The organism is Massilia frigida (genome assembly GCF_011682175.1).
Taxonomy (GTDB): Bacteria; Pseudomonadota; Gammaproteobacteria; order Burkholderiales; family Burkholderiaceae_D; genus Telluria_A; species Telluria_A frigida.
This window is the reverse complement of record NZ_WHJG01000009.1, coordinates 14,076-34,675: the sequence shown is the minus strand read 5'-3', so window position 1 is coordinate 34,675 and position 20,600 is coordinate 14,076. Positions and strand designations below refer to the sequence as shown.

The 20,600-nt window shown below is 64.1% G+C and carries 18 protein-coding genes; 6 read left to right on the top strand and 12 right to left on the bottom strand.

The window, feature by feature from the left end; all coding sequences use genetic code 11:
- Positions 1 to 71: 71 nt before the first annotated feature.
- Positions 72 to 842 (bottom strand): uroporphyrinogen-III synthase, encoded by a 771-nt coding sequence (locus tag F2P44_RS11170; RefSeq protein ID WP_167086780.1) that lies wholly within the window; start codon positions 840 to 842, stop codon positions 72 to 74.
- Entirely contained in the window at positions 835 to 1,809 is a 975-nt protein-coding gene (gene hemC, locus F2P44_RS11165) for a hydroxymethylbilane synthase (protein WP_370662672.1), read from the bottom strand. The genes F2P44_RS11170 and hemC overlap by 8 nt, the downstream gene beginning before the upstream one ends.
- 142 nt (positions 1,810 to 1,951) lie before the next feature.
- On the opposite strand from hemC, the gene ppc reads away from it, so the two are divergent.
- A complete protein-coding gene (gene ppc / locus F2P44_RS11160) occupies positions 1,952 to 4,771 on the top strand; it encodes a phosphoenolpyruvate carboxylase (protein WP_167086779.1) in 2,820 nt (939 codons plus the stop codon).
- Positions 4,772 to 4,855: 84 nt separating this feature from the next.
- Here ppc and F2P44_RS11155 read toward each other — a convergent pair whose 3' ends face one another.
- The gene (locus tag F2P44_RS11155; RefSeq protein WP_167086778.1) at positions 4,856 to 5,344 is read right to left on the bottom strand and encodes a DUF4124 domain-containing protein; all 489 of its coding nucleotides are present in this window, start codon (positions 5,342 to 5,344) and stop codon (positions 4,856 to 4,858) included.
- A 157-nt stretch (positions 5,345 to 5,501) separates the two neighbouring features.
- Between F2P44_RS11155 and F2P44_RS11150 the strand changes: the two genes are divergently transcribed.
- Entirely contained in the window at positions 5,502 to 6,872 is a 1,371-nt protein-coding gene (locus tag F2P44_RS11150) for a PAS domain-containing sensor histidine kinase (protein WP_167086777.1), read from the top strand.
- A 421-nt stretch (positions 6,873 to 7,293) separates the two neighbouring features.
- On the opposite strand, the gene rpoD is transcribed toward F2P44_RS11150, so the two are convergent.
- Positions 7,294 to 9,852, bottom strand: coding sequence for an RNA polymerase sigma factor RpoD (gene rpoD, locus F2P44_RS11145; RefSeq protein WP_167086776.1), 2,559 nt, complete (start codon positions 9,850 to 9,852; stop codon positions 7,294 to 7,296).
- Positions 9,853 to 10,393: 541 nt separating this feature from the next.
- Here rpoD and F2P44_RS11140 point away from each other — a divergent pair.
- Positions 10,394 to 10,858, top strand: a complete 465-nt coding sequence (locus F2P44_RS11140) for a ProQ/FINO family protein (protein ID WP_167086775.1) — start codon at positions 10,394 to 10,396, stop codon at positions 10,856 to 10,858.
- Positions 10,859 to 10,869: 11 nt separating this feature from the next.
- Positions 10,870 to 11,466 carry a 3'-5' exonuclease gene (locus F2P44_RS11135; RefSeq protein ID WP_167086774.1) on the top strand — a complete coding sequence of 199 codons (597 nt, stop codon included), beginning with the start codon at positions 10,870 to 10,872 and terminating at the stop codon, positions 11,464 to 11,466.
- A 52-nt stretch (positions 11,467 to 11,518) separates the two neighbouring features.
- Here the strand turns inward: F2P44_RS11135 and F2P44_RS11130 are convergent, their stop codons facing one another.
- The 3 genes from F2P44_RS11130 to F2P44_RS11120 form a co-directional block, all read right to left on the bottom strand.
- Positions 11,519 to 12,352 carry a hypothetical protein gene (locus F2P44_RS11130; protein WP_167086773.1) on the bottom strand — a complete coding sequence of 278 codons (834 nt, stop codon included), beginning with the start codon at positions 12,350 to 12,352 and terminating at the stop codon, positions 11,519 to 11,521.
- Positions 12,353 to 12,426: 74 nt separating this feature from the next.
- Positions 12,427 to 12,831, bottom strand: coding sequence for a RidA family protein (locus F2P44_RS11125; RefSeq protein WP_167086772.1), 405 nt, complete (start codon positions 12,829 to 12,831; stop codon positions 12,427 to 12,429).
- 131 nt (positions 12,832 to 12,962) lie between these two features.
- Positions 12,963 to 13,850, bottom strand: coding sequence for a LysR family transcriptional regulator (locus F2P44_RS11120; RefSeq protein WP_167086771.1), 888 nt, complete (start codon positions 13,848 to 13,850; stop codon positions 12,963 to 12,965).
- Between the two features lie 142 nt (positions 13,851 to 13,992).
- Here F2P44_RS11120 and F2P44_RS11115 point away from each other — a divergent pair, with 142 nt between their 5' ends.
- Both F2P44_RS11115 and F2P44_RS11110 read left to right on the top strand, forming a co-directional pair.
- Positions 13,993 to 14,706, top strand: a complete 714-nt coding sequence (locus F2P44_RS11115; protein WP_370662671.1) for a c-type cytochrome — start codon at positions 13,993 to 13,995, stop codon at positions 14,704 to 14,706.
- 15 nt (positions 14,707 to 14,721) lie between these two features.
- Positions 14,722 to 15,996, top strand: coding sequence for a c-type cytochrome (locus F2P44_RS11110; RefSeq protein ID WP_167086770.1), 1,275 nt, complete (start codon positions 14,722 to 14,724; stop codon positions 15,994 to 15,996).
- Between the two features lie 104 nt (positions 15,997 to 16,100).
- Here F2P44_RS11110 and F2P44_RS11105 read toward each other — a convergent pair whose 3' ends face one another.
- The 5 genes from F2P44_RS11105 to F2P44_RS11085 form a co-directional block, all read right to left on the bottom strand.
- Positions 16,101 to 16,694, bottom strand: a complete 594-nt coding sequence (locus F2P44_RS11105) for a putative adenosine monophosphate-protein transferase Fic (protein WP_167086769.1) — start codon at positions 16,692 to 16,694, stop codon at positions 16,101 to 16,103.
- Positions 16,684 to 16,935 (bottom strand): YhfG family protein, encoded by a 252-nt coding sequence (locus F2P44_RS11100; RefSeq protein ID WP_167086768.1) that lies wholly within the window; start codon positions 16,933 to 16,935, stop codon positions 16,684 to 16,686. The genes F2P44_RS11105 and F2P44_RS11100 overlap by 11 nt, the downstream gene beginning before the upstream one ends.
- Positions 16,936 to 17,069: 134 nt before the next feature.
- On the bottom strand, positions 17,070 to 18,224 hold the full coding sequence (locus F2P44_RS11095) for a type IV pilus twitching motility protein PilT (protein ID WP_167086767.1): 1,155 nt from the start codon (positions 18,222 to 18,224) through the stop codon (positions 17,070 to 17,072).
- A 111-nt stretch (positions 18,225 to 18,335) separates the two neighbouring features.
- Complete coding sequence (locus F2P44_RS11090; RefSeq protein ID WP_167086766.1) at positions 18,336 to 19,517, bottom strand: MFS transporter; 1,182 nt, start codon at positions 19,515 to 19,517, stop codon at positions 18,336 to 18,338.
- Positions 19,510 to 20,592, bottom strand: coding sequence for a 3-deoxy-7-phosphoheptulonate synthase (locus F2P44_RS11085; protein WP_167086765.1), 1,083 nt, complete (start codon positions 20,590 to 20,592; stop codon positions 19,510 to 19,512). The genes F2P44_RS11090 and F2P44_RS11085 overlap by 8 nt, the downstream gene beginning before the upstream one ends.
- Between the last annotated feature and the right edge of the window lie 8 nt (positions 20,593 to 20,600).

Genomic DNA, 20,600 nt, shown 5'->3' with positions numbered 1-20,600 from the left:
TGCACTGTATTGGTCGGCATGGGGAGCAGCGCCGGGCGCTGCACTGTGTTCAGGTAATGTAGGCAATTCGTTCATGCTCGTGATTGTAACGCGGCAAGCAGACGTTCGTCGCCTGATCCGCACAGCGTCAAACGGCACAGACCCAGCGTGCTTGCCGTTTCGGCAATACGGGCATGCGGCACGATCAGATGCTGTTGTTGCATTTTTTCCACAAGGACGGGATCGTCCATCTCCCGCACCAGCGCCACCAGTCCGCGCAGCGCCTCGGAACTGGTGATGATCCAGTCGTTGTCGCCTTCCATCAGCGCGCGCAGCTGCTGCGCCAGTTCCGGGGTCAGCACAGGCACATGGCGCCGGTAAGCGGCCACGGTCGTGACCAGCACGCCGGCCGCGCGCAAGCCGTCGGCCATCAGTTCGCGCCCGCTTTCGCCGCGCACGATCAGCACTTTTTGGCCGGCCAGGGCCGCCAGGTCGAGCGTCTCGAGCAGGTTTTCCGAGTCGCTGCGGGCCGGGTCGCGCGGGCTGACGATGGTCGCCGTATGGTCGTTGATGCCATGCCGTTCCAGCGCGGCGCGGCTACCCTCGCCCAGCACCGCCAAAGTCACCCAGGTCGGCCACACGCTGATGTGGGCAAACGCGGCGTCGATCGCGTTGGGCGACACGAACGCCACCATGGCGCAATCGTGCATGCCGGCCAGCGCCGCCTTGAGCGGGCCCTGGTCGTCCAGCGCCGAGATCTCCAGCAGCGGCAGCAGCACCGCCTCGCGCCCGAGCGCCCTCACCTGCCCGGCCAGGGCGCCGGCCTGCGCCAGCGGACGCGTGATGATGACCGCGTCAGGCATCGGCGCCGGCGTCGACCTTGCAGGCGGCCAGGATCGCGCGCGCATCCTGGTTGTCGAGCAAGTCCGACACCTGCTGGCCCAGCAGCTCCGGGGCGTCGGCCGGGCCGCGCAGTTGCGCATGCGCGCTGCGCTTGCCGTCCGGCGTGGCGACCATGGCGCGCAAGTGCATCACGCCATCGTCAATGGTGGCAAACGCCGCCAGCGGAATCTGGCAACTGCCGCCGAATACTTTTGACACCTTGCGTTCGGCCGCCACGCGTTGCGCGGTCGGCAAATGGTTCAGCGGCGCCAGCACGGCGCGCAGGTCGACGCCATCGCTGCGGGCGGAGACGATTTCAATCGCCATCGCGCCCTGTCCGGCCGCCGGCAGCGAGTGCTCGGGGTCCAGCAGCGAACGGATGCGCTCGGGCAAGCCCAGGCGCTTGAGACCGGCGGCGGCCAGGATGATGGCGGCATACTCGCCGCGATCGAGCTTGCCCAGGCGCGTATCGAGATTGCCACGCAGCGGCTTGATCACCAGATGCGGGTGGCGCGCCGCGATCAGCGACTGGCGCCGCAGGCTGCTGGTGCCCACCACCGCGCCCGGCGGCAGCTCGTCCAGGCTGCCGAAATCGTTCGACACGAAGGCGTCGCGCGGGTCTTCGCGTTCCAGCACGGCGGCCAGTTCGAAGCCTTCCGGCAAGTCCATCGGCACATCCTTGAGCGAATGCACGGCCAGGTCGGCGCGCCCTTCGGCCATCGCCACCTCCAGCTCCTTGACGAACAAGCCCTTGCCGCCGACCTTTGATAAAGTGCGGTCGAGGATCTGGTCGCCGCGCGTCGTCATTCCGAGAATCTCAATGCTGCACTGCGGATATAATAAAGCCAATTGCGCGCGGACATGCTCGGCCTGCCACATGGCGAGCCGGCTTTCGCGCGAAGCGATAATGAGCTTGGAGGGCTGCTGGTTCAATTCAGTTGCTTTCAAAACGGATTCTTTCACTGTCGTAAAACCTCAAACCGGTTATGGCAGTCATCGGCGCCTGCATAAGATCACAAATTTTATCATGCGTCCCCTTTGCAGAACCTGGCCAGAAGCCTTTGCACCAACTTTCACTCTGTGGTCCAACATGGTAAATTCATCCGCTGCACAAGAAAACCCTCCAGTCCTCGACAAGGACGCTCCGCTGAAAGAAGATATCCGCCTGCTCGGCCGCCTGCTCGGTGACGTGCTGCGCGACCAGGAAGGCGAAGCCGTGTTCGACGTCGTCGAGACCATCCGCCAGACCGCGGTGCGTTTCCGGCGCGAAGACGACGCCCAGGCCGGCCAGGACCTGACCGCCCTGCTGCACAAGCTCACGCGCGAGCAAACCATTTCGGTGGTGCGCGCGTTTTCGTATTTTTCGCACCTGGCCAACATCGCCGAGGACCAGCACCACATCCGCCGCCGCCGCGCCCACCTGCTGGCCGGCTCGGCGCCGCAGCAGGGCAGCGTGAGCTTCGCGCTGTCCAAGCTGAAAGCGGCCGGCGTTGGCAGCGACACCGTGCGCACCTTTTTCGGCGACGCCCTGATCGCCCCCGTATTGACAGCCCACCCGACCGAAGTGCAGCGCAAGAGCATTCTCGACGCCGAGCATGACATCGCGCGCCTGCTGGCCGAACGCGACCTGCCGCTCACCCCGCGCGAACGCGTGGCCAATATGCACCTGCTGCACGCGCGCATCGCGACCTTGTGGCAGACGCGCATGCTGCGCTACTCCAAGCTGACCGTGGCCGACGAAATCGACAACGCCCTGTCTTACTACCGCATCACCTTCCTGCGCGAATTGCCCGGCCTGTACGACGACATCGAAGAAGAAATCGCCGCGCACTATCCGGATGATGCGCACGGCGCGGCGCTGGACAACGACAATTCGTATGTCCAGATGGGCAGCTGGATCGGCGGCGACCGCGATGGCAACCCGAACGTCAACGCCGGCACCATGCAGCACGCGCTGGTGCGCCAGGCCACCACCATCCTCGACTTCTACCTCGACGAAGTGCACGCGCTCGGCGCCGAACTGTCGATTTCGACCCTGATGGTGGGCGCCAGCCCGGCCCTGCAAGCGCTGGCCGACGCCTCGCCCGACCAGTCGCCGCACCGCAGCGACGAGCCATACCGGCGCGCCCTGATCGGCATTTACGCGCGCCTGGCCGCTACCGCGCGTGCGCTGGGCGCCACCAACATCCTGCGCAAGGAAGTCGGGCACGCCGCGCCCTACCTGGACGCCACCGAATTCTGCACCGACCTGCAAGTGCTGGCCGACTCGCTGCGCGCCAACCACGGCAAGCTCCTGGTCCGCCCGCGCCTGTCCACGGTGCAGCGCGCGGCCGCCATCTTCGGCTTCCATCTGGCCTCGCTCGACATGCGCCAGACCTCCGACGTGCACGAACGCGTGCTGGCCGAACTGTTTGCCGGCGCCGGCGTCGAAGCCGACTACACCAAACTGACCGAAGAACAAAAGGTACAGCTGCTGCTGGCCGAACTGGCGCAACCGCGCCTGCTGTATTCGCCGTACGCCGAATTGAGCGACGAAACCGCGTCCGAACTGGCGATCCTGCGCGCGGCCAAGGATATCCGCCAGCGCTACGGCAAGCGCGCGATCCGCAACTACATCATCTCGCACACCGAAACCGTGTCCGACCTGCTCGAAGTGCTGCTGCTGCAAAAAGAAACGGGGCTCTTGCGTGCGCGCGACAAGCAGCTCGACGCCATGGTCATCCCGCTGTTCGAAACGATTCCCGACCTGCAGCGCGCGGCCGGCATCATGAACGAGTGGATGGCGCTGCCGCTGGTGAAGGAACTGATCGCGCACCAGGGCCAGCTGCAGGAAGTCATGCTCGGCTACTCGGACTCGAACAAGGATGGCGGCTTCCTGACCTCCAACTGGGAGCTGTACAAGGCTGAAATCCACCTGGTCAAGGTGTTCGCCGACGCCGGCGTCAAGCTGCGCCTGTTCCATGGCCGGGGCGGCACGGTCGGCCGCGGCGGCGGACCAAGCTACGAAGCGATCCTGGCGCAGCCGCCGGGCACCGTGAATGGACAGATCCGCCTGACCGAACAGGGTGAAATCATCGCCTCCAAGTTCTCGAACGCCGAAATCGGCCGCCGCAACCTGGAGCTGCTGGTCGCCGCCACGCTCGAAGCGAGCCTGATGCCGCACGCCGCCGAAGGCGCCAAGGCCAAGCAGCTGGGCGGCTTCGAAGCCATCATGGCCGGCCTGTCCGAGCGCGCCTACAAGGCGTACCGCAACCTGGTCTACGAAACGCCGGGCTTTACCGACTACTTCTTCTCGGCCACGCCGATCGCCGAAATCGCCGAACTCAATCTCGGTTCGCGTCCGGCCTCGCGCAAGTCGACCAAGCGCATCGAAGACTTGCGCGCCATTCCGTGGGGCTTCTCATGGGGCCAGTGCCGCCTGCTGCTGCCGGGCTGGTACGGCTTCGGTTCGGCCATCACGCAATGGATCGAGGAAGGCGAGCGCGATGAAAAAATCGCGACCCTGCAAGCCATGTTCAAGGAGTGGCCGTTCTTCGCCACCTTGCTGTCGAACATGGACATGGTGCTGGCCAAGACCGACCTGGCGATCGCCTCGCGCTACGCCGGCCTGGTGGCTGACGTGGAACTGCGCGAGCGCATCTTCAAGCGCATTGCGGCCGAACACGGCACCACCTTGCGCTGCCTGGAGATGATCACCGGCGCGCATGAACGCCTGGCCGGCAATCCGCTGCTGGCGCGCTCGATCCAGAACCGCTTCGCCTACCTCGATCCGCTCAATCACTTGCAGGTCGAGCTGATCCACCGCCACCGCGCGCTGTCGGGCGAAGCGGGCAAGGTCGACGAACGGGTACACCGCGGCATCCACCTGTCGATCAACGGCGTGGCCGCCGGCCTGCGCAATACGGGTTAAGCGCCTGCCCCGGGCGGCGCGCCGGCATGGCGCGCCGGCATGGCGCGCCGCCTTGGCGCCCCGCCTTGGCGCGCCGCCCGCTGGTCACTTGCAGTTCTGGGCGACGCGCTGCTCGGCCTGCGCGATCTCCGCCGCCCGGCGCTTGGCATCGGCGACCTGCAAGGCCCCTTTTCCATCGGGGACAATCATTTTTTCAGAATCCTTCAGCACACTCACATTCTTGCGATAGATCTCGCACATGCGCACCCGCATGCGTTCGTTGACTGCCGCCAGGTCCGCCTGCTCGGACGACAGCGGCTCCTTGTTCGGCGCGGCGGCGCTGGCCGCCTTCTGCGCGGGCGCCGCCATTTTCTGCTCGCGCGCCCCCTGCTCCGAGGCGCAAGGCGTACTTTGATAGCTCGTGCGGCCGCTGGCGTCTTTGCACTTGATGACCTGTGCCTGAGCGGCACCGTGGGCAGCAGCGAGAATCAGGGCGAAGTAAAGCGGACGTGGAATCATGGTGGCAATCTGGCTCTGGTTGGCGTGGAAGGGGGATGCGCCGTGAAGTCTGGCAGCAAACCGCCGTTTGAGCAATCAACAACTTTCCTTGATGCAATTTACCAACGCGCCATGCCTGCCATGCACGCGGCATACGCCCGATTCGCTTGTCTAACACAAATAATGCTGCTTCCCAAAAGCTGGCATAGAATGAACTGACCAACAACCTGACTGAAGAACGAGGGGGGGGCGCATGAAAACGTGGAGCGTGGAGTCGCTTTGCCTGACCGTAGCCGCCATCGTCCTGATCCTGGCGTCGGTGGTGGCGCTGATTGCCCTGAGCGATGCGCACGCCGTACCCCGCTGGCTGTTTTCCCTCACCATTGCGCTGGCCGGCACCGCCCTCGTGGTCAGCCTGCGCATTCGCGCGCTGGCCATGGCGCGCAACACCGCCCAGAGCCGCTACCGCCACTTCATCGACACCGCCCACGAAGGCGTCTGGACGCTCGATGGCGAATCGAGCACCACCTTTGCCAATGCCCGCCTGGCCCAGATGTTCGGCACCACGCCGGGCCGCATGAGGGGGCGGCCGATGAAAGATTTCCTGGGCGACAATCCGCGCCGTGACCTGGACGAAATGATCAGCGCCGACGCCGCCCATGTCGGCTTCACCCATGACCTGTCGTACCGGCGGGTCGACGGCAGCATCGGCTGGGCCATCGTCAGCGGGCGGCCGATGCTGGGCGACGAAGGCGTGGCCGAAGGCACTTTGCTGATGCTGACCGACATCACCGAACGCAAGGCGGCCGAGCTGGAACTGGCGGCGGTGCAGATCGGGCTGGAAGTGCGTATCCGCATGCGCACGGCCGAACTGGAGCGCAGCAACGCGCAGTTGCGCATCGAAGTGGCCGAGCGCCAGATGGCCGAGAATGCGCTGGCCGAATCGTTCCGCGAGCTGCGCCAGCTCAGTTCCCATCTTGAAACGATCAAGGAAGAAGAGCGCAAGCGCATCGCCAAGGGCATCCACGACGAACTGGGGCAAAACCTGATGGCGCTCAAGCTCGACGTGGAAATGCTGCACGCGCGCGCCGGCCTGCGCCATCCCCTGCTCAAGCGCAAGGTCGGCGACGTGCTCGACACCATCGACCTGACCATCCGTTCGGTGCGCGCGATCATGAACGACCTGCATCCGAGCACCCTGGAACTGGGCTTGCCGGCGGCGGCCGAGTGGCTGGTGCAGCAGTTCGAGAAACGCAGCGGGATTGCCACTTCGCTGAGCGTGAGCGAGGGCGAAGGACCGCTGCCGGACAGTCACCGTACCGAAGTCATTTTCCGCATCATCCAGGAATGCCTGCTCAATATTTTGCGGCACGCGAAAGCGACCCATGTGGACGTGGGGCTGGACATCAGCATGGAATACCTGACCATTACCATCGTCGACAATGGCGTGGGCATGGGACCGGGGGATGCGGCCAAGGTGGCCTCGTTCGGGCTGCGCGGGATCCGCGAGCGGGTCGATGTGTTCGGCGGGCAGATGGTGATCGACAGCCGGCCGGGCGGCGGGACGACCCTGGCCATGATGATTCCGCTGGAAAGCCATGCGACGGAAGCTGGATTGGCGTAAATACAACAGTTCAAAAACTATAACGATTCGATGGTGTTGATGAAAAAAACATAGGTACAATGAAACCAGATAAAGCAGGCGCGACAGGTTCGGCCTGCATTATCGACTACCCCTGTTTGCGCGTCCGGACTTCCGGATGCGCATTTTTTTGCCTATCGTCGCTCCCCCTATCGTCGCTCCCGCGAAGGCGGGAGCCCAAGTTCATTGATTCGCCCGTGGCTGCGCTCGCAACTTGGGCTCCCGCCTTCGCGGGAGCGACGGTGGTGGTGCGCGGCAGCGATGGTGGTGGGCGCGGCAGCGGCGGTGGTGGGCGCGGCAGCACGTAGCGTCTGTCAGGACATAAAAAAACCGTGCGCACCCCGAAGGGTGGACACGGTTTTTTGCTGCCGCGTCGGCCAAGGGCCAACGCGGCAAACGTACTTTAATGGTTGTGCAGGAAGCTCTTGAGCTTGTCCGAACGCGATGGCTGGCGCAGCTTGCTCATGGCCTTCGCTTCGATCTGGCGAATCCGCTCGCGCGTCACGTCGAACTGCTTGCCCACTTCTTCCAGCGTGTGGTCGTTCGACATTTCAACACCGTAGCGCATACGCAACACTTTTGCTTCGCGCGGGGTCAGCGAATCGAGCACTTCCTTGATCACATTGCGCATCGAGGCATGCAGCGCCGCATCCAGCGGCGCCAGCGTCGCATTGTCTTCGATGAAGTCGCCCAGCTGCGAATCGCCATCCTCGCCCATCGGCGTTTCCATCGAAATCGGCTCTTTCGCGATCTTCATGATCTCGCGAACCTTGTTCTCCGGCATTTCCATCTTCAAGGCCAGGGTCGCCAGGTCCGGCTCGCTGCCCGTTTCCTGCATGATTTGACGCGAAATGCGGTTCATCTTGTTGATCGTCTCGATCATGTGCACCGGCACGCGGATGGTGCGCGCCATGTCGGCGATCGAACGCGTGATGGCCTGGCGAATCCACCACGTGGCATACGTGGAGAACTTGTAGCCGCGGCGGTACTCGAACTTGTCGACCGCTTTCAACAGGCCGATATTGCCTTCCTGGATCAGATCGAGGAATTGCAGGCCACGGTTGATGTACTTCTTGGCAATCGAAATCACCAGACGCAAGTTGGCAACCGTCATTTCGCGCTTGGCGTGGCGCGCACGCTTTTCGCCGGCGGCCATCTGCTTGTTGATCTTGCGCAGGTCGGCCAGCGGCAGCGCCACGCGTGCCTGCAGGTCGATCATGCGCTGTTGCAGTTCCTTGATCGCCGGTACGTTACGGCTCAGCACCACGCTGTACGGATAAGCGCAGTCGACTTCGCGGTCGACCCAGGCCAGGTCGGTCTCGTTGCCCGGGAAGACCTTGATGAAGTGGGCGCGCGGCATGCCGCAGCGGTCCACGCAGATCGCCAGCACGGCTTTTTCGATATGGCGCACTTCATCCATCTGGCCGCGCAGGGTGTCGCACAGCTTCTCGACGACCTTGGCGGTGAAGCGGATGCCCAGCAGCTCGTTGGAAATAACTTCCTGCGCCTTGACGTAGTTCTTGGTGCCGTAGCCTTCCTTCTCGAAGGCCTTGGCCATCTTGTCGAATTCGACTTCGATGATCTTGAACTTGTCGAGCGCGTTCTTGCGCAGCTGGACCAGCTGTTCGGCCGAGAAACCGGCCGCGCCGCCATTGGCGTCGCCGTCTTCTTCCTCGACTTCTTCTTCCTCTTCCTCGTCATCTTCCGATGGCGCGGCGTGCACCACGGGCGCGGCCGGGGCCGAGCTCTCGTTGTGGTCGACGAAGCCATCGACCACTTCGTCGACCTTGAGGTCGTCGTTGGCGATCTTGTGCGACAGCGCGATGATTTCGGCGATCGTGGTCGGGCAAGCGGAAATGGCCTGGACCATGTCTTTCAGGCCGCCTTCGATACGCTTGGCGATTTCGATCTCGCCTTCGCGCGTGAGCAGCGCCACAGCACCCATTTCGCGCATGTACATGCGGACCGGGTCGGTGGTGCGGCCGAAGTCGGAATCGACCGTCGACAGCGCCGTGGCCGCAGCCGCTTCGACTTCATCGTCGCTGGTGGCAGTGGCGACCGTGTCGGTCAGCAGCATCATTTCGGCGTCGGGCGCGCGCTCGTAGACGGCAATGCCCATGTCGTTGAAGGTGGCGATAATGCCTTCGACCGCTTCCGGATCGATGATGTTTTCCGGCAGCTGATCGTTGATCTCCGCATAGGTCAGGTAGCCGCGCTCCTTGCCCATGTTGATCAGGTTCTTGATCTGCTGGCGGCGCCGTTCCATATCCGCTTCCGAGGCTTTCGGGTCGGCCGCCAGCATGCCGTTCACGCCGCCCTTGGCCTTGCGTTCCTTGGCTTTCGAAACGGCTTTCAGCTCGGCGCGTTCAACCGCGTTGAGCGCGGCGACTTCATCGTTCTCGGGCGTGAATTCGCTAGGCTTACGGCCACGGCGGCCCGGTACCTTGACCGATGGCAGCAGATAGCCGGAAGTATCGATCGCGGCCAGCGCGGCGGCGTCGGTGGTCTGGCTGACGGCCTGGCCGGCGGTCAGGATCATGGTCGGTTCCGGATCCATTTTCTTGACGGCGGTGCGCGCTTTCGGCGCCACTTTCATGCCCGGCACCAGCTCGGCGTGCACTTCGGCAGCCAGGTCGGGACGCACGGCCAGCTTGGAGCGCTTGCGCACGACAACAGGCACGGCGGCAGCGTCCGCAGGCGCGGAGTCGGCGGAGTACGATACTGGGTCCTGGACAACGTCCTGCAGGGTTTCGGCGGGCATGCCCACTTCGACCTGCTCGACCGGATCGGCGGCAGCCATCACCGCGGCCAGGCGCGAACCCTTCTTGACCACCGTGACCTTGGCCGCCGCTTCCGTTTCGAGGAAGTAGGAGGTCGCGGTTTTCGGTACAGCCAGTTGAGCGCTGCTTTTACGCGGCGCTTTGGTGGCGGTCAGGGTTAAGGTCTTAGCGGTGTTCTTCATTAAAACTCCAGTCAATAATCCACCCGAGCCCGGCGTACCGCGCTCGATGGAACGTGTATCAGGATGGCCCTAGCTAAGGGCGATGTAGCCGAATTGCAAGCACGACCGTATGCATCGATGGCCCTGGCGGGCGTGCCCCGTGCGGGGGTGCAGTGGTGCGTGTGCTATGATCAAAATGGCGCTGTGCATGGCGGAACGAAAAAAAGCCCGTGGCAAAACGGGCTTGAATCTATTTTCAGATGAAGAATAGAGGAGACAGTCACTATTATGCACCAATGCGAGATATCGCGATAATTGATATATCGAATACCAGATATAAGCCAGGAATATAATTCCTTGCCACACCGCCGGTGCCGTGACGCCCTCTTCCTACTGACTGAACCTTCTGCGCTTCGTCAACCCGCGCGCAGGGCAAGAGGTGGATCATACACGATTTCCGGGTCATCCGCACATCTGCGGATAGGTCCAAAGCGAATAAAATCCGCGCACGCGCCTATGGTCGCATGCTATCCTTCCGGTTCCAGCTCTTACAATGAAGTCAATGAATACAACTAGTCTTGCCGCCGAGTCCGCTGACGTTCCCGTCACCGCGCCAGCTCCAGCACCCGCGCAAAGCGCGCGCTCCCTGCTCAAGCAATTGCAACAACAGTTCCCCGCTTTCCGCGACTGCCTGCCGCTGGCCATCGGCATCGACAAGCAGCTGCTGGCGCGCGTTCCCGGCCTGGACCGCAAGACCATGCGCGCCGCGCTGGGCATCCACACGGGTTCCCTGCGCTACCTGCGCGCGATGGAAAAAGCCACGGTGCGTTACGACCTCGACGGCGTGGCCGGTGCGGAAGTGACTGACATCCACCGCACCCACGCCAAGGAAACGCTGCAGCAGCGCTTCAAGAAAGAAGCCGAGCGCAAGAAAGCCGAACGCGACGCCGCCCAGGCGGACGAAGCGAACCGCCTGCGCCAGGAAAAGCTGCTCCAGCTCGCCTCCAAGTTCTCGCGCAACGGTTGATTCCGGGCCCGATGATCACCGATCCGGACGCGCTGCTGCCGCCGTACGACGGCATCACGCTGGCCGACGTACGCATGGTCAAGTCCGACCAGGATGCGGCCGAGGCGCTGGCGGCGCTCTCTTCCACGGACGTGCTCGGCTTCGATACCGAATCGAAGCCGACCTTCCTCAAGGGAGAACAGTCGACCGGCCCGCATCTGGTGCAGCTGGCGACTGACGAAGTCGCTTACCTGTTCCAGATCGGCGCCACACCGGCGCTCGACGTGCTCAAGGCCGTGCTCGAATCGAAGTCCATCCTCAAGGTGGGTTTCGGCTTGAAGGATGACATCCTGCGCCTCCAAAGCAAGCTCGGCATCGACACCAACAACGTGCTCGACCTGTCGAACGCGCTGCGCAAGGGTGAGCGCAACAGCCTGGGCGCCAAGACTGCGGTGGCGCGCTTTTTCGGCCAGAAGCTGCAAAAATCCAAAAAGATCACCACCACCAACTGGTCCCTGCCGCGCCTGAGCGACAAGCAGATCCTGTACGCCGCGGACGATGCCCATGTGGCGCTGCGCGTGTACCGGCGCTGGCGTTCGGACCAGGCAAGGGCCAAAACCGCGCCCTGATCGCGGGCCCGCCGCGCGCGGGCCTTGGCATTACTTGTTCATTCCTTGCTCATTACTTGCCCCAGTTACTCACCTGGTAAGGGTCCTTCTCGCTCTTGGGAATGCGGCGCAGCGAGAGCGGCTCCACGATCGCCGTATAGGCATATTTCGGATTGACGACGTTGGCGTACGCGTGCGACAGCAAGATCAGCGGATCGCCCGACTCGTCGACCAGCACCTTGTCGGTCTGGTAGACGCACATCTCGCGCAAATCCAGATACTTATTGGTGTTCATGGTCCAGAAGTTCGGCGCCAGGCAGCGCAGCTCGACGCCGTTCACGGTACGCGCCTGGGTGTACTCGGTGGTTTCCTTGCCGCGCGGCGCAAAGGCCGGCCACTCGGGAATCTCCTCGACCGAGGTGACCTTGCCGTTATCGACCTGGGTCGACTTGCCGGCGTGACTGACCGAGACCGAGACCATCTTTTCGGACGGCAGCGTGTACACGCAACCGGTCTTGGGATCCATCGAGGATGCGTCCTCGCCGCCGAGCGATTCGGTCTTGACCACGGTCGAGCTGCCATTGGTAATCCGGGTCACGCGCCGGTGGCCATAGTTATCGGGCACCACCGGGAACGGCTTGACGGCCACCTTGAGCAGCTTGGCCACTTCGACGCACGGCAGGTAAGCGGCGTCATGCATCATCCTGATCAGCTGATTGGGCGGTTCGTCACGTTCGAGCAGCACCACTTCCCAGCTCTCGCCGCTGGCGGCCGAGGTGGACGCCACTGGCGCGTCCGGGCTGGTGGCGGCCGGCGCCGGCGTGGGCGACTTGCCGCACGCGGCAAGCAGGACGCACAGGAGAGAACGGATAACTTCAGGTAGCGGTTGCTCATGGGAAGATGGCATGCGGGACGAAAAGGCCCCGATTTTAGCGCACAATCATGCAAAAATCATAAGACCAGAAAAATTTCCGGTTTTCCTCAGCGCGCGCCCACGCGGGCCACCGCCTCGATTTCAACCAGGGTCTCCGGCGACGCCAGCGAAGCGACGCCGATCCCGGTCAGCGCCGGCCGCGCTGCGCCGAAGTACCTAGCCATCACAGGAACCAGTTTGTCCATGTGCTCGCCCAGCTCCCCTCTGACATACACACGCAGCTGCAGGAGTTGGTCAACCGACGAATTGGCCGCTTCCAGCACGGTCAGCAGGTTTTGCACCGCACTGTCGGCCTGCGCCTCGATGTCGCCGTGTTTTACCTGGTAATTGCTATCCCAGTCGACCTGTCCCGACACGAAGACAAGGCCACTGGCGGGGTCGACCGTGGCCTGGGACATGCCGAACGGCGCGCCGTCATACAAGGCTGCCGGATTGATGTGGTTGATGTGCATGAGCGACCTCACTGGACAATGAATGAGGTCGGAGTATGCTGGCGCGCTCGCGTCCGATCAATCGGGCGGCGCTTGTAAGCGATACAAGCGCCACCATGGTGAGCGATGCCCGCCGGCGCCTGGCATGGCATTCATGCGGCCAGCAAGTGCTTCACCCGCGCCAGCAGCCAGCGCATGAAGGGATCCTTGTTTGCGCTCGGATGGCAGGCCGCCACCACTTCATACCCCGGCGGGTATTTTTCGAGAGGGATGTCGAACAATCCTGCGGCCGGCAGCAGGCGTGAAGGCAGAAACGCCACCATGTCCGATTGCCTGAGGAATTCCTGCGCCATGAAAAAGGACGGCGCGGAGAGCACCACCTTGCGGCGCAAGCCCTGCCGCTCGAACCACGCGTCGGCCGACCCTTTAAAACTGCCGGTGCCGGGCGAGGTGATAAGGAAGTCGTACCCGACCAGTGTCGCCAGCGCCATGGGCGCGCCCGTCAGCATGGCGCTGTCGGCCGACACGCAGCGGTATTGTTCAATGAACAGCGGCTCCGACACCAGCCCGGCCGGCACGTAGCCATCGACGGTAAACGTCACGTCAATATCGCCCTGATGCATTTTCGCGGTCAGGTCATTGACCTCGATGTCCACGACGATGATGTTCACCCCCGGTGCGGACACGCGCAAATCGCGGATCAAGGCGGCCACGATGACTTTTTGCGTGTAATCGGTGGCGCAGATCGACAGCGTCCTGCTGATTGTGTCGGGCGTTACCGAATCAGGCAGCGGGATGGCGTGAAGCCGCACCAGCACCTGATGAATATGCGGCTCGATCAGGTTCGCGTACGGCGTCGCCAGCATGCCGTGCCCGGTCCGCACAAACAGCGGGTCACCCAGGATCTCCCTCAGTTTCTTCAACTGCAGGCTGATCGCCTGCTGCGACACGCCCAGGTGCTCCGCCGCCGCCGACAGCTTGCCGAGCTTGTACAAGGCATCCAGGATGCGTAAATGCGTGATGTCCAGCTTGTCGATCATGACCGATATTCCTGCCTCTATTGAATGGCACCGTCTGGCGCAGGTCCGCGCTGATCCGCTTTTTCGCCGCGCACTGCACCTGTCGTGCCCTGCCCCGACACGCTATCATGTTGTCACCGGTCACCTTATCAGAGAATCATCCATGCGAAACACCCTCACCAGCACAGTCGTGCTCGGCGCGCTTGCGTTCGCCGCCATGGCGGCGGCCCCGCTGAACGCGGCCGAGCGCCCCGCCGTGCTGCCGGATACCATGCAGCAGCGCCTGCTCGCCTGCGCCTCCTGCCACGCCAAGAAGAATGTCAACGACGCCTTCTTCCCGCGCATCTCCGGCAAGCCGGCCGGCTACCTGTACAACCAGCTGGTCAATTTCCGCGAGGGCCGGCGCCAGTTTCCGCTGATGAGCTACATGGTCGATTACCTGCCGGACGCCTACCTGCACCAGATCGCCGAACACTTCGCCAACGACCATTTGCCGCCGCTGCCGGCGCGCGCGGCCAACGTCGCGCCCGCCGTGCTCGCGCGCGGCCGCCAGCTCGCCATGCTGGGCGATCCCGCCATCAAGGTGCCGGCCTGCATCGCCTGCCACGGCGACAAGCTGACCGGCGTGACGCCATCGATTCCCGGGCTGGTCGGCTTGCCGCCCGATTATCTCAATGCCCAGTTCGGGGCCTGGCGCAACAAGACGCGCCGTGCCCACCAGCCCGATTGCATGGCCGTCATCACCGAACGTCTCGGCATGGACGACGTGGCCGCCGTGACCGCCTGGCTCGGCACCCAGCAGGCGGCGCCCGACGCCCGCCCCGCCAGCGCCATCGCGCGCCCCTTGCCGATCCAATGCGGCAGCGCCGCGGACTAAGCCAGGAACCGATTCATGAAAAACAAACTACTCATCAGCCTGGCGACGCTGAGCGCCGTGATCGGCGTTGCCGTGGCCATCGCCTGGCCGCGCCAGGACTTCATCGCCGCGTCGTCGCCGGCCGCCTTCGCGCCGAGCGCCGACAATATTGCACGCGGCGCCTACCTGGCCAAGGCGGGCGACTGCATGGCCTGCCACACGGTGCGCGGCGGCCCCGAATACGCTGGCGGGCGCGCGCTGGAAACGCCTTTCGGCAGCCTGGTCGCGCCCAACATCACCTCCGACCGCGCGACCGGCATCGGCGCCTGGAGCGCCGACGATTTCTGGAACGCGCTGCACAACGGCACATCGCGCGATGGCCGCCTGCTGTATCCGGCCTTCCCGTACACCAATTACACCAAGGTCAGCCGCGCCGACTCGGACGCGCTGTACGCCTTCATGCAAAGCATCCCCGCGCAAAAGGCACCGAACCAGCCGCACAGTCTCGCCTTCCCCTACAACCAGCAGATCATGCTGGCCGGCTGGCGCCTGCTGTATTTCAAACCGGGCGAATACGTGCCGGCCAGCACCCAGAACGCCCAGTGGAATCGCGGTGCCTACCTGGTCGAGGGACTCGGTCACTGCGCCGCCTGCCACAGCACGCGCAACAGTGTCGGGGCCAGCGAAGCAGGCCTGGCGGGCGGCCTGATCCCGATGATCGGCTGGTACGCCCCATCGCTGACCTCCGACGCCGAAGCCGGCCTGGGCAGCTGGGAAGTGCCGCACATCGTCGACCTGCTCAAGACCGGCGTCTCGCCGCGCGCGACCGTGTTCGGACCGATGGCCGAGGTGGTGCAGCGCAGCCTCCAGCATTTGAAAACCGAGGACGTGACGGCGATGGCGGTATATCTCAAGTCGCTGCCGGCCACGCCGGTGCCCGCAGTGGAGATATCGACCGATCCGCGCGTGGGCCAGGTGATTGGGGAGGGCAAGAAGCTGTATGAGGCGAGCTGTGTGGAATGCCACGGCGCGGACGGCAAGGGTTTGCCGCCGCACTACCCGCCGCTGGCCGGCAACCGCGCGCTGACGATGAAGGAAGCGGTCAACCCGATCCGCATCGTGCTCAACGGCGGTTTTGCGCCGGGCACGGCCGGCAATCCGCGCCCGTACGGCATGCCGCCCTACAGCCACAGCATGAACGACAATGAAGTGGCGGCCGTGGTGACTTATCTGCGCAGCAGCTGGGGCAACAAGGCGCCGCCAGTGACGGCGTCGGAGGTCAACAGGTATCGCAGCGCGCCGCTCGATTGAGTTGCGGCGGGGCATGCCATTCGCCGCACTCCGCATCGAACAAGCTGTCGTTGCGCAAGGCTTGCGCAATGTTTGCCCAAAACGGTGCGGCTCGCGTGCAGTGCTCAAAAAGGAGTAAGAGCACGATCCAGGAGAGCGGCAAGTGCGTCAAGCCGACAATTATATGCGGCGATGTTGGCATCGACCCATTCCGTGCGCCCAATCGGCTCCCAGCGAAGTTCGAAGCCAGCATTGATACCAATCAATTCAAACATCAACCGTTGCGCACGCCCATTTCCATCGCGAAACGGATGTATGACGTTGAGCTCACAGTAGTAGTGCGCCAACCGGGCGACGAAGTGCGCACGCGGCAAACCAATGAGATAGTTTTCTTGCTCAAGCTGCAGAAAGAGCTTGTCCGCCTCAGCCTCGATCCGGGTGACGTGCGCGAACCGTGTGCTGCCTTTGCTGATGTCGACCGTCCGAAGGTCGCCTGCCCAATCATAAATATCTTGAAAAAGATGGAAGTGAATTGCGCGCAGGGTCGGCAGGGAAATATCATCGAAATTCGGCTCGTACTGCTCGATGCGGGCTTGGGTCAGCTCGATTTCAGCGACTTCCAAGGCATCCTCATCGGTGATGCCGAGCTTATTGACCAGAACGCTAGATTTCGGATAACAATATTGAACGTCCTGGCCTACCCCGTACTTAGCTGACATTCTTCTTCGTGAGCGTCGCCGCCGTTGGTTCAACCACAGGTTTATTGGCGCTTAGCGGACGCTGAACCAAGCCTTCGAGGCGAAGGCTTGCCCGATAGTTTTCGGAGCGCAGCTTGAGGAAGACCTGCCGCTTCATTTCATTAGTCAACATTTCAATACTCCCGCGCGACAGCGATGCCGCTCGCAGACATTGTACCTGATGCCCTGTCTGCCGCCCTGCGCGGCGGGCAATATAAGCCATCGGCGCTATTTGCTCAGCCACACGATGTCGGGATTGCTGCTACCCATGGAGTGGCTGGCAGGCGAAGCGCGGCGGCAAGCGAAAAACGCGCGCGCCTTCTCCTCCTGGTTCGATCCACAGAACGGCAACCAGCCCTACGCAGCGTCCAGCATCCCGCTATAGCACGCGTCGGCAAACCCGATCCGGTCGGTGGTGGCATTGCGCGCATCCTCGACGCTGATCTTCTTCTCGCGCAGCAGGTTCACCAGCGCCGTGTTCATCGAATGGCAGCCCGCGTTGAACTTGCCGGTGCCGCCATCCATCAGCGAGCGCACTTCCGCCACGCGGCCGGATTCGATCATGCGCACCACTTCCGGATTCGAGCTCAGGCACTCGGTGGCCAGGTAATACCGCTCGCCGCCCAGCGATGGCAGCAAAGCCTGGCACAGCACGCCGCGCAGGGCACTGGCCAGGGCTTGCGCCTGCGCGTCTGAATTACCCAGCAGGCGCAGCATCTTCTGCAAACCCAGCTCGGTCGAGCGCGCATGCAGGGTCGCCAGCACCAGCGGACCCGATTCGGCCAGCGCCAGCGCTTCCTGCGCGGTCTGGGCATCGCGGATTTCGCCGATCACGATCACGTCCGGCCGCTCGCGCAGCGCGTCCAGCGCGCCGAGGTAATAGCTCTCGACGTCGCCGTCAAAGCCCACTTCGCGCTGGGTGATGATGCATTTACGCTGCGGTATCAGCGTTTCGACCGGATCTTCGATAGTGATGATGTGGCCCGAGCGCGTCTTGTTGATCTGGTCGATCATCGAGGCGATCGTGGTCGACTTGCCCTGGCAAGTGTCGCCGATGATCAGCACCAGCCCGCTGGTGAGCAGCGCAAAATCCTGCTCGGCCGCGCGCAGGCCCAGCTGGTTAAGCGGCAGCGGTTCGCGCGGAAAGCGCCGCACCACGCAGCCGAGCCGCTTCTTGCCCTGGAACGTGAAGCAGTTGGCGCGGATGCGCGCCGTGTGCAGGTCGATCGAGCGGTCGAAGGCGCGGTCGGAAATGCGCTCAGCCCAATCCGGCTCGATCACCTCGAAGAACTCTTCCAGCTCTTCCTTGGTGATCGGCGAGTCGGTCACCGCCACCAGCCCTTTCGGCTGGCGCAGCATCAGCGGACTGTTCTGGTGAATGATGATATCGCTGAAAATCAGCTTGGAATTGAGCAGGTGGAGAATCTGCTCGACCAGGGTGCCGAACACCGGATGGTCTTCATTCTCCACATAGGTCAGGGTACGGATTTGCGAGGACTGGTGATTTTCCATCTGGCTTTGGGCGTGGTCAATAGTGCCGATAATTATAAGACCAGTCCCCGCAAAAAATTGCATCATTGAAAGATAATTTTTCGGGGTGATGCCATTGGGCCCCGTTCCGTGTCACTCCAGCGCAACAGCGCGGCGCGCACCGGCCAGCCGCGCCAGTCCGAACGCCACCGATACCGCGATGACAGCCGCCAGCGCCGCCACCGGCGCCATCCCGGTGAGCCTGCCGTCGGCCGCCTCGCCCAGCTGCCAGCTGGTCACCAGCGCGGCCGCGCCGATGGCCACATCCTGCACCAGGCTTTGCAGCGACATGAAGCCAGCCCGCTCGTGCGGCGACGGCACCTGGCTGACGGTGGCCGCCATGGTCACGTTGCGCCCCGCATTGCCGGCCATGAACAGCACGAAGAACAGGATCGGCAACGCCGCGCCCAGCCCGAAAAACGGCGCCAGGCCCGCGCAGAAAGCGCTGGTGGCCAGCCCCGCCGCCAGCAGCGGGCCGGTGCGGTCGGCCAGCCGGCCAAGCAGCTGCACGCTCAAGAGCGCCACCACGCCGCCGGCAAAATACAGCATGCCCAGTTGCGCGCGCGGAAAGCCCATATTGAGCAGGAAGTACGCGGAAAAATGCGGGATCACCAGGAAGGCCGAGAACGCGCTGCCGGCCTGCAGCAGGATCGCCAGGCGCACCGTCGGCCGCGCCAGCAGGATGCGCGCCGAGACCTTCGCGCGCGCGTTCAGGTGCCCTTCCAGGGCCGGCAACAGGCACGCCATCGCCACCAGCACCAGCGCCGCCAGCGCCGCCACCATATAAAACGGCGCCTGCCAGCCGCCCGCGCGCGCCAGTTCCAGCCCGAGCGGCACGCCGGCGATCGCCGCCAGCGAAAAGCCCAGCATCACCTTGGCCATCGCCTTGCCGCGCTGTTCGGGCGGGGTCAGGTCGATCACGATAGCCATGCCGATCGCCACCGCCGGCCCGCCAAAGGCGCCGGTCAGCGCGCGCGCCACCATCAGTGCCGGCAAGCCGTGGCACAAGGTGCTCGCCAGCGTCGCCAGCGCCAGCAGGCCGAAGGTGAGCAGCAGCGCCGGTTTGCGGTCGAAGCGGTCAAGCAGGCGGAACGTCACCAGGCCAGAGAGCGCCGACGCCAGCGTGTAGGCCGCCGCCAGCCAGCCCAGGCGGTCGAGTGCAAAGCCATGCTCGCGCGCCAGGTCCGGCCCCAGCGGCAGCACCATCATGAAGTCGACCAGATACACGAACTGCAGCGCCGCGACCAGCAGGATTGCGCGGGACGGCTTAGACATCGCTCCCCTCCCGCAACGCCGCCACGCTCGCGCGCAGGGCCGCGCGCGCAGCGCGCAGCATGGCGGCCGTCTCGGCCCAGTCGACGCACGGGTCGGTCACCGAGCAGCCATAGCGCAGGGTGGACAGTTCGGCCGGGATGGCCTGGTTGCCGGCCTCGATGAAACTCTCGATCATCACCCCGGCCACGCTGCGGTTGCCCGCCAGGCGCTGGCGCACCACGTCGTCCAGCACGCGCGCCTGCAAGGTGTGGTTCTTGTTCGAGTTATCGTGTGCGCAGTCGATCACGATATTCGGCGGCAGGCCGCCCTTTTCCAGCGCCTGCCCGGCCAGCGCCACGCTGTGCGCATCGTAATTGGGACGCCCGCCGCCGCCGCGCAGCACCAGGTGGCCATATGGGTTGCCCGGCGTGCGGATCACGGCCGCGCGGCCATCGGCATCGATGCCGAGGAAGGCATGCGGATGCGAGCTCGATGCGATCGCGTTCACCGCCGTGTCGACCTTGCCGTCGGTGCCGTTCTTGAAGCCGACCGGCACGCCCAGGCCGGACGCCATTTCGCGGTGCGTCTGCGACTCCGTGGTGCGCGCGCCGATCGCGGCCCAGCTGATCAACTCTCCCACGTACTGCGGCGACACCGGGTCCAGCGTCTCGGTCGCCGCCGGCAAACCCAGTGCCGCCACATCGATCAGGAAGCGCCGCGCCAGCGCCAGGCCCTCGCCGATGCGAAACGATCCATCCATGCGCGGATCGTTGATCAGCCCCTTCCAGCCGACCCGCGTACGCGGCTTTTCAAAGTACACGCGCATGACCACGAACAGGGTGTCGGCCACTTCATCGGCCAGCGCCTTGAGGCGGCGCGCGTAATCGAGCCCCGCATGCAGGTCATGGATCGAACAGGGGCCGACCACCACCATCAGGCGCGGGTCGCGCCGGTCGAGGACATCGCGCACGCTCTGGCGCGCGGCGCCGATGAGCAACGCCGTGCTGTCCGGCAGCGGTAGCTGCGCGCGCAATTCGGCGGGCGACGGCAGCGCGCCGGGAATATCGTGCGAGAGCGGAGAGAGGTCGCGCTTCATGCGTGCCC